This window comes from Mycobacterium yunnanensis, assembly GCF_025823185.1.
Classification (GTDB): Bacteria; Actinomycetota; Actinomycetes; order Mycobacteriales; family Mycobacteriaceae; genus Mycobacterium; species Mycobacterium yunnanensis.
Window position 1 is genome coordinate 134875 of the sequence record NZ_JACKVK010000008.1, and the last position, 12310, is coordinate 147184.

Below are 12310 nucleotides of genomic sequence, written 5' to 3' on the forward strand. Positions count from 1 at the left end.
GTGGAACACCTTTGCGATCAGCACGAGTGCAGCAGCCGTCGCATTGACGCCAGCACGAGCGAAAGGCTTATCGGTGGAGAGACTTCCCCGCACACTTGGCGCCCATGAGCATCGACGAAGCGGCGTCTGACACGCACGCACACGGGTTCACCCTGTCGCGACGACGGCGATGGCCCTATCTGGTGGCCGCGATCGTCGTGATCGTGGCGCTGGCAGGCTATTTCATCTTCCTGCGGCCCGGTGCCGCGAAATCGCCCAACGAGACGGCGGGGGCCACGCTGCAGGTGGTCTATCTCGACTCCAACCCGGCCGAGAAGCGGATCGTCGACTACATCGCCGACAACGTCGCCAAGGACTACGGCGTGAAGGTCGCGTCGGTCGGGTTGGGCGACAGCACTCAGATCAACAGCGCGATCAGCGACGGCCGATACGCCGGCACGATCTTCCAGCACCGGCATTGGCTCCAGCAGGTTCTCGACGCCAACCCGGGCTTCCACGAGCAGGCCGCGACCGGTCCGTTCTTCCACTGGGTGTTCGGCATCTGGTCCGACAAGTACCGCACGCCCGAGCAGATACCCGACGGTGCGACGGTCTCACTGCTGGCCGACCCCGCCAACAATGCGCAGGGCATCTGGTACTTGGCTCAGGCCGGACTGATCACGCTGCGACCGGGCGCCGACATCACCGCCCTGACGCAGAAGGACATCGCGACCAACCCGAAGAATCTGAAGTTCACGCTGCTCGACTTCGGAGCTCAGCCCAGGGCGCTGCCCGATCTCGACGCAATCGTCGGATATGCCGAATCATTCCTGGCTGCAGGCGTTTCCGAGGACAAGCTGATCTTCGCGCCGAAGTCACCCGACGAGTTCGCCTCGGTGCTCACCGTCGGCAGCGACTACGTCGACGCTCCCAACGTGCAGAACCTGATCAAGGCGTTCAAGGACCCACGGGTGCAGACGTTCATCGCCAACGATCCCGAGGTCAAGAAGCTCGCGCTGCCTGGGCAACCGGGGTGAGCCCGGCGCGCGAGCTTCACCTCGGCGTCAACGTCCTCTCCGACGGCATGCACCCGGCGGCGTGGCGACACCCCGCCGCCGACCCGCTCTGGTTCACCGACCCGGCCTACTGGATCGACCTCGCCAAGACCGCGGAACGGGGCACCCTCGACGCGCTGTTCCTGGCCGACAGCCCGTCGCTGTTCCAGAAGCCGAACGAACCGCTGGGTGCGCCGCCACTGGCACTGGACCCCATCGTGCTGCTGTCCACCCTGGCCTCGGTGACCACGCGTCTCGGTCTCATCGGCACGGTCTCGACGTCGTTCGAGGAGCCCTACAACGTCGCCCGGCGGTTCGCCTCGCTGGACCACCTCAGTCGCGGCCGGGTGGCGTGGAACGTGGTGACCAGCAGCGACCCCTACGCCTGGAACAACTTCGGTCGCGCCGGGGAGGCCGCCGGGCAGCCCGGGCGCCACCAGCGATACCGGCGAGCCGCCGAATTCGTCGACGTCGTTCGGGCACTGTGGGATTCGTGGGACGACGACGCGGTGCTCGCCGACAAGGCGACCGGGGCGTTCGGTCGCATCGGCTCGGTCAACACCATCGACCATCGCGGTGAGTACTTCGCCGTGGACGGGCCGCTGACGCTGCCCCGCTCGCCGCAGGGCCACCCGGTGCTGTTCCAGGCGGGCGGATCCGCGGGTGGCCTCGACCTCGCCGCGCGCTACGCCGACGGCGTGTTCGCCGCACAGGCGTCGCTACCGGACGCGGTGCGCTACGCCGACGACCTGAGGGCCCGCACGCTGGCCCATGGCCGGCCCCGTGACGCCGTCCGGATCATGCCCGGGCTGTCCTTCGTCCTCGGCAGCACCGAGGAGGAGGCCCAGCGACGCAACCGCGAGCTCAACGAGCTCTCCGGTGACGGGCGGCTGGCCCACCTCGCCGGGCAACTGAGCGTCGACGTCTCCGAGCTGAAGTGGGACGAGCCGCTCCCGGCATGGCTCCTCGACGGGGCCGAGTCGGCGGGGGGATCGCAGGGAGCCCGCGACATCGTCGTCAACCTGGCCCGGCGCGAGCACCTCACCGTCCGTCAGCTCCTCGACCGGGTGATCACCTGGCACCGGCTGGTCGTCGGCTCGCCCGAACGACTCGCCGACGCCATCGAGGAGTGGTTCGTCGCGGGTGCGGTCGACGGGTTCAACCTCATGCCCGACGTGTTCCCGTCCGGCTTGGAACTGTTCGTCGACCACGTCGTTCCGATCCTGCGCGACCGCGGCCTGTTCCGTCGCGAGTACACCCACACGACGCTGCGCGGGCACCTTGGCCTGCCGCGCGTGCCGGATCGGCGGGGAGATCTCGCGAAGTCTGCTTTGCTCTCTGGATGACACCCTTGAGTCGGCGTCGCGCGATCGCCATGATGGGCGGCGTGACGGCGGTGGTGGCCGGCTGCGCGCCACGCGCCCACGGCGACGACGATGGTCCGATGCGCTTCGACTACGGCCCGCACCCCAGCCAGTACGCCGAACTCTCGCGGCCAGTCGGCTCGACGTCGGCGCCGGTGGTGGTGGTCGTCCACGGCGGCTACTGGCGGTCGAGTTACGGAGCCGAGTTGGGCCGCCCGTTGGCGGCTGATCTGGTGGGCCGCGGTCTCGCGGCGCTGAACGTCGAGTACCGCCGGGTGGGCGACGGCGGCGGCTGGCCTCAGACCGGCCAGGACGTTGCGGCAGCGGTCGACGCCCTCGCCGAGCGGACGACCGGCTTGGATCTCACGCGCGTCGTGGGCCTTGGGCATTCGGCAGGCGGCCAGCTGGCGGGCTGGCTGGCCGCGCGCCGCGGCGGCGCCGTCGTACTCACCGGCGCCATGCTGCAAGCCGGTGTGCTGGATCTGGTGCGCGGCTCGGCGGAGGCGCTCGGTGGCGGCGCCGTCGACGACTTCCTCGGCGGCTCGCCAGCGAGCGCGCCCCAGGCGTACGCGACGGCGTCCCCGGTGGCCCTGGTGCCGCTTGGCGTGCCGACGGTGTGCGTGCACGGCACCGCCGACACCCTGGTGCCGATCAACCAGTCGGAGCGCTTCGTCGCCGCGGCGTCGGCGGCCGGTGACGCGAGCACCCTGCACACGTTCGACGGTGATCACTTCGATCCGATCACCGTCGGCACGCGGGCTTGGGATCTCTGCGTCGACGGTCTGCGGGTGCTGACCCGCAGTTGACGTACATCAGGCCCTCCCCCGGGGATTGGTTGGGGAGGGCCTGATGGGTTCGTGGGCGCCTACTTGCCGTTGAGGTGGGCGATGTAGGCGGGGCCGTGGTTGCCGTACCAGCCGGGTCCGACGGTGGGGGCCGGGGTGGCGTAGGTGCCGGGGCTGTAAGAGTAGCCGGGGCCCTGCGGCTCGGTGTGGGTCGACGGGGCCGCGTTGGCGATTCCGGCGACTCCGAGGGCGGCGCCTCCGATGACGGTGGCGGTGATGAGGCTGCGGGCGATGACGTTCATGTCTGACTCCTTTGTCGTCGAGCCGTTTTCGGCGTTGACATGACTATGTCGCGCCCGGAGGCCGGCGTCTGTCGGCTGAGCGGTGGACCGGCGGGATGAACGTCGTGTCCACCGATCGGGGGAACGCCTGGTGGGAGTTCCGCGACACACGCTCGTAACACTTTGGTGGACAGCCCATTTCCTTCGGTACGTCCTGCGGCGTGGTCGTCGGCGACCTAGGGTGGGAGCATGCCCGACACCGAACTGTGCTGGACGCCCGCCACCGAACTCGCCGACGCCGTGCAGGCCGGTTCCTTGAGTCCGACGGAGATCGCGAGCGAGTTCGCCGACCGCATCGAGACGGTCAACCCGCAGTTGAACGCCTTCATTCACTTCGACCGCGAGCAGGTGCTGGCCGACGCCGCCGAACTGCAGGAGGAGGTGGCCCAAGGCCGCACCCGCGGGCCGCTGCACGGGGTGCCGTTCTCGATCAAGGGTCTGACCACCATGGCCGGACTGCCGTTCGATTCGTCGTTGAAACCGTTGGCGGGCAACGTGGGAACTCACGACGCCACGGTGGTGACCCGCTTGAAGGATGCCGGTGGCCTGTTCCTCGGCAAGACGAACGCACCCGAATTCGGTTACTACGGTGGCACCGACAGCCATCTCTACGGCCCCACGCACAACCCCTGGCGCCACGGCCACACCGCTGGTGGTTCCAGCGGTGGCGCCGCGGCGGCGGTGGCGGCCGGCTTGGGCCCGCTCGCCGAAGGTGCCGACGGTGCGGGTTCGGTGCGCATTCCCTCGGCGATGTGTGGCGTGGTGGGTTTCAAGCCGTCACTTGGTCGCATCCCGCACACGCTGCTCGACGGGCGGCATTACACCCACGTCTTCCACGGGCCCATCACGCGGACCGTCGCCGATGCGGCGCTGATGTTCTCGGTGATGGCCGGCCCGTCCGATAGCGATCCGAACAGCGTGCCCGCCGACGGAATCGACTACGCCTCGGCGATCGAGGGTGACGTCGCCGGGTGGCGGGTGGCCTGGTCGCCGGACCTGGGCCTCGGACACGTCGACCCCGAGGTGGTCGCGGTGTGCGCCGAAGCCGTGCGGGCGTTCGAATCCCTTGGTGCCGTGGTCGAGGAGGCGACGCCGGACTGGGGCGATCCCGAAGAGGCCATGTGGAAGGGACTGTGGGTGCCCGGGTACTCCTGCGAGTACGACGTGCTCGACTGGAAGACGCAGCAGGGCCAGGTCGACGACAATCTGATCGAGATCTTCGCCCAGGCGGAGACGTTGACCGCCGTCGAGATCGGCCGCGCGGAGGCGTTCCGCGGCGCGATGTGGGACACCTTCAGTCAGTTCATGCGCACCTACGACATCCTGGTCAGCCCCACGTTGGCCACACCCACCTTCCCGCTCGACCGGTTCGCGCCCGAGTGGCTCGACGGTCAGTCGCTGCAGCGTCAACTCCTCGGCTGGCTGCTGACCTACCCGTTCAACATGACCACGACCCCCGCGATCACGGTGCCCGCCGGGTTCACCGCCGACGGCAGGCCGGTCGGCCTGCAGATCGCCGGGGCCCACCGCGCCGACGCCGCCGTCCTTCGGGCCGCGGCGAACTACGAGGCTGCCCGTCCCTGGGCCGACGCCACACCGGTTCTGACTACAGCGCCTTGAGCCAGAACGGCCAGCGGGGATCGGACATCTTGAGGCGCGCCCGCATCAGCTTCCAGCAGCCGTACTTGTGATAGTCGAAGTCCCATGCCGTGCTCAGCTGCTGGTTGACGCAGGCCCACAGGCCCCACTTGGTGTCGGCCAACGCACTGCACACCTGCACCCGGGCCAGCAGTCCGAAGTCGGCCCTGCCGTAGAAGGCCTCGACGAGTTCGTTGATCAATTCCTCGGTGTAGAACATCTCGGTGGTCAACAACGCGAGCTCGTAGGCGCGTTCGTTGTTGGAGGCGAACTCGTAGTCCACCAGCTTCATCGGCTGACCGTCGCCGACCAGGAAGTTGCCCGGCATCGGATCGTTGTGGCACGCAGCCAGATCCAAACCGGAAGCCAGTAGCGCCTCCTTGGCGACCTGGTACTCGCCGAGGATGAGCTCGACGTCCTCCGGGAGCCGCACGCCAAGCTCGCGGGCCTGCCCGAGGTGCTCGTCGATCATGTCGAACATGGTCTTGGTGGTGCTCAGCAGTTCCCCGTCGTGCAGTACCCGGTAGATGTCGATGATCTGGTGGGGGATGCTGGCGTCCTTGAAGTCGCCGTTGGTGCAGGCCCGGTAGCCCTCGAGGAACTCGATCACCTCCACCCCGGTGTCGGCGTCGAAGTGGACGAGCTCGGGACCAATCCCCTTCACCCCGGCGCGGCGGGCCGCCTCGTTGGCCAGACCGCGGTCGATGAACGTCTCGCTGCCTGCGCCCGGAATCTTCAGGAAGTAGCGGGTGTCGTTGCCCTCGACGGTGATTCGCCAGTTGCTGTTCTGCAAGCCGCCCAGCACCGGGGCGTACTCCAGGCGTTTGCCCTGCCACGGCTCGATCGCCGCCAGCGCCGCCTCCACACAACGCTCGGTGTCGTTGCGCGCGGCCCCGAGCACCCGGTCGCCGCTCACAGGTTGGCCAGCCGATCGTAGAAGTGCACGTCGCCCAACCCTGCTCGCGCCCGGAGGAACTGCCAGTCCGACAGTTTGGAGTACTCCAGCGTGCCCGGCCGGGCCGAGTCCGCGTACGCACCGATCAACCCCCACCGGACGCAATCGGCGATGCCGTAGACCCGAGCCCGATCGAACAGCGATTGGTCGAAACGCCCCCACGCGATCTCGAAGGCCTGCCGGGCGGTCGAGTCGAAGGGCCGCACCTCGGCCAGCAGGACGCCGATGTCCTGAAGCGGATCCATCACCGCCGCCACGTCCCAGTCCAGCAGCAGCAGCCGCCCGTCGTCGACGAGGAGGACGTTGGAGACGTTGCCGTCGCCGTGGCAGGGCACCGTGTCGAAATCCGTTGTCACGATGCGCTGCTCGGCCATCGCGAGCATGCGCGCCATCCAGTCGAAGTCGGCGGGCAAGGCCACGCCCTTGGCCACGGCGAGGGCGCTCAGCGTCCGCAAGTCGTCGAAGACCGTAGCCGTCCGGGTGATCGAACCGAAGCCGTGCACCTGGGCGCGCAGGGCGATCAGTTCTTCGAGCCGGGCGTCGTCGTCGAAGACGTTCAGCGTCGCGGTCGAGGCGCTGTCGACCAGGTTCTCCAGCACCAGGGTGCCTGCGGCGGCGTCGGACGCGTGCACCCGCGGACCCACGCCGCGCTCTCCGGCCTCGGTGGCGGCGGCGAACGCGTGGGCCACGTCGACGTACGCGTCGGCGTGGCCGATCATCTTCTTCACGAAGACGGTTGCGGGAGAATGGGAGGCGTCACCGGTGCGAACGTCGAAGCACTCCGAGTCCGCCCCCCACCAACTCGGGCTGGCCATCGTCGGGGCGGCGTCGGCGGTGATGTCCGCGCCGACGAACAACCCCAGCGAGTGCAGCGAGTCGGCGAGCGAAGTGGTCATCGTCGGCCTCCCAGGTGAACGGCGGCCGGTTCGGGCCAGACGAGGGTGACGGGTCGCGCGGCCTCGAGCCACTTGGCCAGACGCAGCACGTCGGTGTCGGCGAAGCGCGGCCCGATGATCTGGATGCCGACGGGCATGCCGTCGACGACACCGAAGCACAGGGCCGCGGCGGGTTGCGCGGTCTGGTTGGCCCAAGCGGTGAAACCGCAGTGCGACAAGGGGTGTGACGGATCGAGCCCGACGTCCTCGGCGGCGAAGCCGACCGTCGGGATGATCGGTGAGATGACGTAGTCGAATGCTGCGGTGGCGGAACGGACGAGTTCCGCCGAGCGTGCCACGGCCTCTCCGTCGCGGGTGAAGTCGGTGGCAGTGCGGCGTGCGCCGGGCTCGCACCACTCGCGGATGGCCGGATGCACCAGCCCGCGAAGGCCCTCGTCGATCGATTCCAGCTCGGCCGCGGCGCGCACCTGGAACAGCCGGTCAAGGGCGGGATAGGGGTCGTCGCGGAAGATGGGCGCCATGGCCGACACGTCTGCGCCACCGTCTCGCAGTGCGGCCGCGGCATCGGCCAGCACCGACTGCACCGCGTGGTCGGCGCCGAAGCCCGCTCCCAGTTCGCCGAGGATCCCGATGCGAAGACCGTGTGGAGCCAACGGTTCTCGTGCCGTCGGGGCGGCCGGAGGCTCCAGGCTCCACAGATCGCGGACGTCGCCGCCGGACAGGACGTCGAACATGTCCATCACGTCGTCGACGGTGCGGCCCATCGGTCCGGCCGAGCGCATCGTGGACGGGGCGGTGTGGGGGACGCGGCCCTGGGTGGGCTTGAGCGCCACCAGGCCGCAGTGCCCGGCGGGCAGTCGGACCGAGCCGGCGATGTCGGTGCCCACCGACGAGAAGCCGATCCCCGACGCCAGCGCGGCGCCCGCACCGGAACTCGAGCCGCCCGTGCTGCGCGACGTGTCCCACGGATTGCGGGTGATGCCGTACAGCGAGCTGACACCGGCGGCCATCATGCCGAAGTCGGGCATCGTGGTCTTCCCGAGGATGACCGCCCCGGCCTCCTTGAGGCGGGCGGCCGGTGGCGCGTCGAACGTCGAATCGGGCAGGTCGGCGAACGCGGCGCAGCCGTGGCGCCAGGGCATTCCGACGGCCTGCACGCTGTCCTTGATGGTCACCGGAAGACCGTCGAGCGGACCCAGCGGCGAGCCCTCGGCCCACCGGCGGGCGGCCGCCTCGGCGGCGGTCGCGGCGCCGTCGGCGTCCACGTAGGCCATGGCGTTGACGGCCGGATCACGGGTCTCGATGCGCTCCAGGGTGCGGCGCAGCACGTCGACCGGTGTCAGGGTGCCGTTTCGAAATGCCTCGCGCACCACGGCCGCGGGGGCGTCCAGCACGTCGTCGCTCACGGGACCGGCACCGCCTCGAGCGCACCGGTGACCATCCGCCGGGCGGTCGAGGTCAGCAGGTGCAGCCCGGCGAGCATCTGCCCGTCGGTGCTGAATTCGCGCTCGTTGTGCGAAACGCCGTCCACGCTGGGGATGAACAGCATGACCGTCGGCACCACGTCCTTGAGGTTGACCGAGTCGTGCCCGGCCATGGTGGGCATCGTGCGCCACCGCAATCCGAGTTCGTCGGCCACCTCACCGGCCAGCGCCACCCCGTCGTCCTGATAGCGCGTGGAGGGGCGGAACGCAGCGCTTTCGATCTCGACGTGGACCTCGCCGGCCTGCTCGATCTCCGCGACCCGCTCGAGGAATCGCGCGTGGGCGGCCTCGACCGTCTCCGCCTGCAAAGCGCGCACGTCGGCCGCCAGCCGGACGCGGGCGGGCACCACCACCGGCGAGTTGGGTTCGGTGATGAACCGCCCGACCGATCCGAGCACGGTGTCGGGGCCGAATTCGTCGGCGACCGCCCGCACGGCCAGCACCACCTGGCTGGCCCCGACGAGCGCGTCGCGCCGGTACCGCATGTGCGTGGCGCCGGTGTGGGCTTGCTCGCCGTGCACCGTGACGACGTACTTGTAGGCAGCCCAGTTGCTGGTCACCACGCCGACGTCGAGGCCGTCGTCGACCAGCGTGCGCCCCTGCTCGATGTGGATCTCGGCGTAGGACTGCGCCGGCGGCGCGACGTCGCCGCCATGAAAGCCGATGCGTCCGAGGGCATCCCGAACCGACATGCCATCCTCGTCGACGACCTCGAGGACCGCGTCGGCGTCCGCCTTGCCGGTGTAGACCGCGCTGCCCATCAAGCTTGGCGAGAAGCGCGACCCCTCTTCGTTGAACCAGTTGACCGCCGCCACGTTGAATCGCGCGCCACCGGGCCGGGCGGCCACCGCGGCTGCGGCGTAGGCACCGGCCAGCACGCCGTAGGCCCCGTCGAACCGCCCCGAGGTGGGCTGGCTGTCCAGATGCGAGCCGAGGAGGACCCACGGTTCATCCGCCACGACCTCGGCGCAGCCGTACATGTTGCCGACCGCGTCGACTCGGCAGTGCAGGTCATGACGGCCGAACCAGTCCCGCAACCATTCTCGGGCTCGGCCGTCGGCCTCGGTGCCTGCCTCCCTGTGCACCCCGCCAGCTGCAGTCGCGCCGATCGCCGACAGCTCGGCGAAGTCGGCGAGGAACGCCTCGTCGGTGAGGTCTGACGTCATCGTTGTTCGTCGGCCAACTCGTGGACCTGGTCCTCGAGTGCCACCGGCGGCACGGGCGCCGCGATCCGCATCTTGGTCTTGGCGGCCTCGAACATGTCGTCCACCCGGGCCTTGTCGGCGTCGTCGGACGTGATCAGCGTGGCCGCCGCCAGGAACACCGCGAGGTTGACCACGAGGCCGACGATACCGCCGGTGAGACTGCCCAGCCACCGGATGTCGTCGGGGTAGATCGAGGTGAGCACCATGGCCACCAGGAATCCCGACACCATGCCCGCGACCGCACCCTGCTTGTTGCCGCCCCGCCAGAAGATGCCAAGGAACAGGGGCACCGACAGCTGAATCACGCCCTGATAGGAGATCTGGGCCAGCAGCTGCAGCCGCGTCATGTTGAAGGTGGCGTACGCGACGACGCCGGCGGCGATCATGAAGACGAGCATCGAGGTCTTCGCCACCTGGGTGAGCCGCTTGTCGGTCAACGGCCGCTTCGTGGTGTTCACCAGGTCGTTGGCGATCTGCAGGCCGCACACCTGCACGCTGCCGTCGATGTGGCCCATGGACGCGGCGAAGACGATGGTGATGCCAAGGCCGAGAAGCCACGTGCCGCCGTAGTCGCTCATGATCGTGAACCAGCCCGCCTGTGGGCTGTCGGCGACGTCGGGCATGACCGTGGCAGCGATGCCGACCAGCATCAGCAGGGTGTAGAAGACACCCGAGATCAACACGGTGCACAACGTGCCGGACTTGACCGACCGGACGCTGGATGCGGTGTAGATGCGCTGGAAACTGGTTGGCCAGCAGAGCGATCCGACCACGCCGGTGAAGATGAGCGCGAAGATGTACAGCGGCCCGTACTTGTCGCCGTCACCCGGCAGCACCAGGTACTTGTCGGCGACGTCGTTGAGGTCGCCGATGCTGATGGGGCCGCCCGCGACGCCGGACAGCAGCACCACGCACAGGATGGCGGAGAAGACGTAGGCGACGGTGCCCTGGAAGGCGTCGGTCATGATGAGGCCGCGCATGCCCATTCGGACGGTCCAGTACTGCCGGATGAGGATGACCGCGAGGCCGACTATCAAGCACGTGGTCACCGACCAGGCGCCGTCGCTGGCGAGCTCGAATACCGTTCCGAGGGCCTGCATCCCGAGGACCACCCAGGGGAAGAGCGACACGATGCCGATCACGCTGGCGACGATGCGCACCGCGGGGGAGTCGAACCGCTTGCCGAGGAGGTCGGGCTGGCTGCGCAGGTCGTACTTCTTGCCCCAGCGCCAGGCCCTGGTGGCCATGAAGTACATCATCGCCACGCCCAGGCTCGAATAGGCCAGGCCGTACAGACCGAAGACGCCGGCGCCCGTCGCCAATCCGAAGAAGGCGATGAACGTCGATCCCGGCCACCACGAGTTGACGTAACTCATGGCGACGTACCAGGGACCGTAACTGCGGCCACCGACGGCGTACTCGTCGAAGGTGGGCGCCGTCTTCTGTTGCGTCACATACAGAATGGCGATGACGATGGCGTAGAACACCGCCAGCATCGCGAGCATGATCCACATGTCAGCCTCCGAGGTTCTCTACGAGGGGTTCGAGCGAGTCGTCGTCGAGCTCGCCGCGGATGTCTTCGACGACGTAGAAGGCCGCCAGGGTCAGGCCGAGCACCAGGGCGTCGACGATCCAGTACGCGATCGCGAACGGGATGCCGAGGATCTCGACCCTGCTGCCGCTACCCCACAGGTACAGCGGCGGGAACAGTGCGAACAGCAGCGCGACGGCGTACAGCGTGCCGAAGAAGGCGACGATGGACCGCCGGCTGAGCCCCTTGATGAATGCCGTCATAGCCGAACTCCTCGTTGGTTCCGATGTGCTGCCAGAGGGGCGCTCACGTATGCGCGGAGTGTCTCGTGAATCCGCCCGTTGCTCGCGATTCCGTTGCCGCTGTTGAACACTCGCCGCCCGTCGAGGCTGGTGAACCGTCCGCCGGCTTCTTCGATGATCACCGGCATCGGTGCCAGGTCATATGGTTGCGTCGTGTAGTCGACCACGGCGTCGGCGAATCCGCACGCCACCATGGCATAGCCGAACGCGTCGCCCCAGGTGCGGACCGTGGCGCCCTGGGTGTGGAGATCCTCGACGACCTCGGGTTCCCAATCCTCGAGCCAGGTGGCCATGACGTACGCGCCGTCGAGCGTGGCGCGGTCCGACACCCGTGCCGGCATGCCGTTGCGGAAGCACCCCTTGCCGCGTTCGGCGTGGACGACGATGCCGGCACTGGGCAGGTTGATGATCCCGAACACGATGTCGTCACCCTCTTGCAGGGCGATGAGGTTGGCGTACAAGGGAACCCCGCGGACGAAGGACTTCGTGCCGTCGATGGGGTCGACGATCCAGGTGAAGCCGGAGTCGCCCTCGTCGTCGGGAAACTCCTCGCCGATGAAGCGGTCCCGAGGATGGTGCGCCGCCACGGTGTCGCGCATCGTCTGCTCGATTTCCCGATCGGCGACGGTGACGGGTGTGCCGTCGCGCTTGGTCTGCACCGCGAGGGTGCCGTCCTCGAAGTAATGCCTGGACACGGCGCCGGCACTCTCGGCGAGTTCGAGAGCGAGGGCGATGCGGTCTGCCCGGTCGTCGCTCATGGTGTCCGAAGATGCCG

12 protein-coding genes are annotated in these 12310 nt (G+C 68.7%); 4 read left to right on the forward strand and 8 right to left on the reverse strand.

Going from position 1 to position 12310, the window contains the following annotated elements; all coding sequences use genetic code 11:
• Nucleotides 1-104 precede the first annotated feature (104 nt).
• The 3 genes from H7K45_RS10750 to H7K45_RS10760 are packed head-to-tail and all read left to right on the forward strand — an operon-like array spanning nt 105 to nt 3204.
• On the forward strand, nt 105-1016 hold the full coding sequence (locus H7K45_RS10750) for a MetQ/NlpA family ABC transporter substrate-binding protein (RefSeq protein ID WP_263995788.1): 912 nt from the start codon (nt 105-107) through the stop codon (nt 1014-1016).
• A complete protein-coding gene (locus tag H7K45_RS10755; protein WP_263995789.1) occupies nt 1013-2380 on the forward strand; it encodes an LLM class flavin-dependent oxidoreductase in 1368 nt (455 codons plus the stop codon). Before H7K45_RS10750 ends, H7K45_RS10755 begins: the two co-directional genes overlap by 4 nt.
• Nucleotides 2377-3204 carry an alpha/beta hydrolase family protein gene (locus tag H7K45_RS10760; protein ID WP_263995790.1) on the forward strand — a complete coding sequence of 276 codons (828 nt, stop codon included), beginning with the start codon at nt 2377-2379 and terminating at the stop codon, nt 3202-3204. Before H7K45_RS10755 ends, H7K45_RS10760 begins: the two co-directional genes overlap by 4 nt.
• Before the next feature lie 59 nt (nt 3205-3263).
• Here the strand turns inward: H7K45_RS10760 and H7K45_RS10765 are convergent, their stop codons facing one another.
• Nucleotides 3264-3485 (reverse strand): hypothetical protein, encoded by a 222-nt coding sequence (locus tag H7K45_RS10765; RefSeq protein WP_263995791.1) that lies wholly within the window; start codon nt 3483-3485, stop codon nt 3264-3266.
• 228 nt (nt 3486-3713) lie between these two features.
• Here H7K45_RS10765 and H7K45_RS10770 point away from each other — a divergent pair, with 228 nt between their 5' ends.
• Entirely contained in the window at nt 3714-5144 is a 1431-nt protein-coding gene (locus tag H7K45_RS10770) for an amidase (protein WP_263995792.1), read from the forward strand.
• On the opposite strand, the gene H7K45_RS10775 is transcribed toward H7K45_RS10770, so the two are convergent.
• From H7K45_RS10775 to H7K45_RS10805, 7 genes are read right to left on the reverse strand one after another with little or no spacing between them, the layout of a single operon-like run.
• On the reverse strand, nt 5131-6078 hold the full coding sequence (locus H7K45_RS10775) for a phosphotransferase (protein WP_263995793.1): 948 nt from the start codon (nt 6076-6078) through the stop codon (nt 5131-5133). The genes H7K45_RS10770 and H7K45_RS10775 overlap by 14 nt on opposite strands.
• Entirely contained in the window at nt 6075-7013 is a 939-nt protein-coding gene (locus H7K45_RS10780; protein ID WP_263995794.1) for an aminoglycoside phosphotransferase family protein, read from the reverse strand. The genes H7K45_RS10775 and H7K45_RS10780 overlap by 4 nt, the downstream gene beginning before the upstream one ends.
• The gene (locus H7K45_RS10785; protein WP_263995795.1) at nt 7010-8419 is read right to left on the reverse strand and encodes an amidase family protein; all 1410 of its coding nucleotides are present in this window, start codon (nt 8417-8419) and stop codon (nt 7010-7012) included. The genes H7K45_RS10780 and H7K45_RS10785 overlap by 4 nt, the downstream gene beginning before the upstream one ends.
• A complete protein-coding gene (locus H7K45_RS10790) occupies nt 8416-9663 on the reverse strand; it encodes a M20 family metallo-hydrolase (RefSeq protein WP_263995796.1) in 1248 nt (415 codons plus the stop codon). The genes H7K45_RS10785 and H7K45_RS10790 overlap by 4 nt, the downstream gene beginning before the upstream one ends.
• The gene (locus tag H7K45_RS10795) at nt 9660-11216 is read right to left on the reverse strand and encodes a sodium:solute symporter family protein (RefSeq protein WP_263995797.1); all 1557 of its coding nucleotides are present in this window, start codon (nt 11214-11216) and stop codon (nt 9660-9662) included. The genes H7K45_RS10790 and H7K45_RS10795 overlap by 4 nt, the downstream gene beginning before the upstream one ends.
• A gap of 1 nt (nt 11217) precedes the next feature.
• Nucleotides 11218-11496 (reverse strand): hypothetical protein, encoded by a 279-nt coding sequence (locus H7K45_RS10800; protein WP_263995798.1) that lies wholly within the window; start codon nt 11494-11496, stop codon nt 11218-11220.
• Nucleotides 11493-12293 carry an inositol monophosphatase family protein gene (locus H7K45_RS10805; protein WP_263995799.1) on the reverse strand — a complete coding sequence of 267 codons (801 nt, stop codon included), beginning with the start codon at nt 12291-12293 and terminating at the stop codon, nt 11493-11495. Before H7K45_RS10805 ends, H7K45_RS10800 begins: the two co-directional genes overlap by 4 nt.
• Nucleotides 12294-12310: the final 17 nt, after the last annotated feature.

Excerpts from the sequence above, each read along its gene's own strand:
- H7K45_RS10750 (WP_263995788.1), top strand. The coding sequence starts at position 105 with ATGAGCATCGACGAAGCGGCGTCTGACACGCACGCACACGGGTTCACC.
- H7K45_RS10760 (WP_263995790.1), top strand. The coding sequence starts at position 2,377 with ATGACACCCTTGAGTCGGCGTCGCGCGATCGCCATGATGGGCGGCGTG.
- H7K45_RS10765 (WP_263995791.1), bottom strand. The coding sequence starts at position 3,485 with ATGAACGTCATCGCCCGCAGCCTCATCACCGCCACCGTCATCGGAGGC.
- H7K45_RS10770 (WP_263995792.1), top strand. The coding sequence starts at position 3,714 with ATGCCCGACACCGAACTGTGCTGGACGCCCGCCACCGAACTCGCCGAC.
- H7K45_RS10780 (WP_263995794.1), bottom strand. The coding sequence starts at position 7,013 with ATGACCACTTCGCTCGCCGACTCGCTGCACTCGCTGGGGTTGTTCGTC.
- H7K45_RS10790 (WP_263995796.1), bottom strand. The coding sequence starts at position 9,663 with ATGACGTCAGACCTCACCGACGAGGCGTTCCTCGCCGACTTCGCCGAG.
- H7K45_RS10795 (WP_263995797.1), bottom strand. The coding sequence starts at position 11,216 with ATGTGGATCATGCTCGCGATGCTGGCGGTGTTCTACGCCATCGTCATC.
- H7K45_RS10800 (WP_263995798.1), bottom strand. The coding sequence starts at position 11,496 with ATGACGGCATTCATCAAGGGGCTCAGCCGGCGGTCCATCGTCGCCTTC.
- H7K45_RS10805 (WP_263995799.1), bottom strand. The coding sequence starts at position 12,293 with ATGAGCGACGACCGGGCAGACCGCATCGCCCTCGCTCTCGAACTCGCC.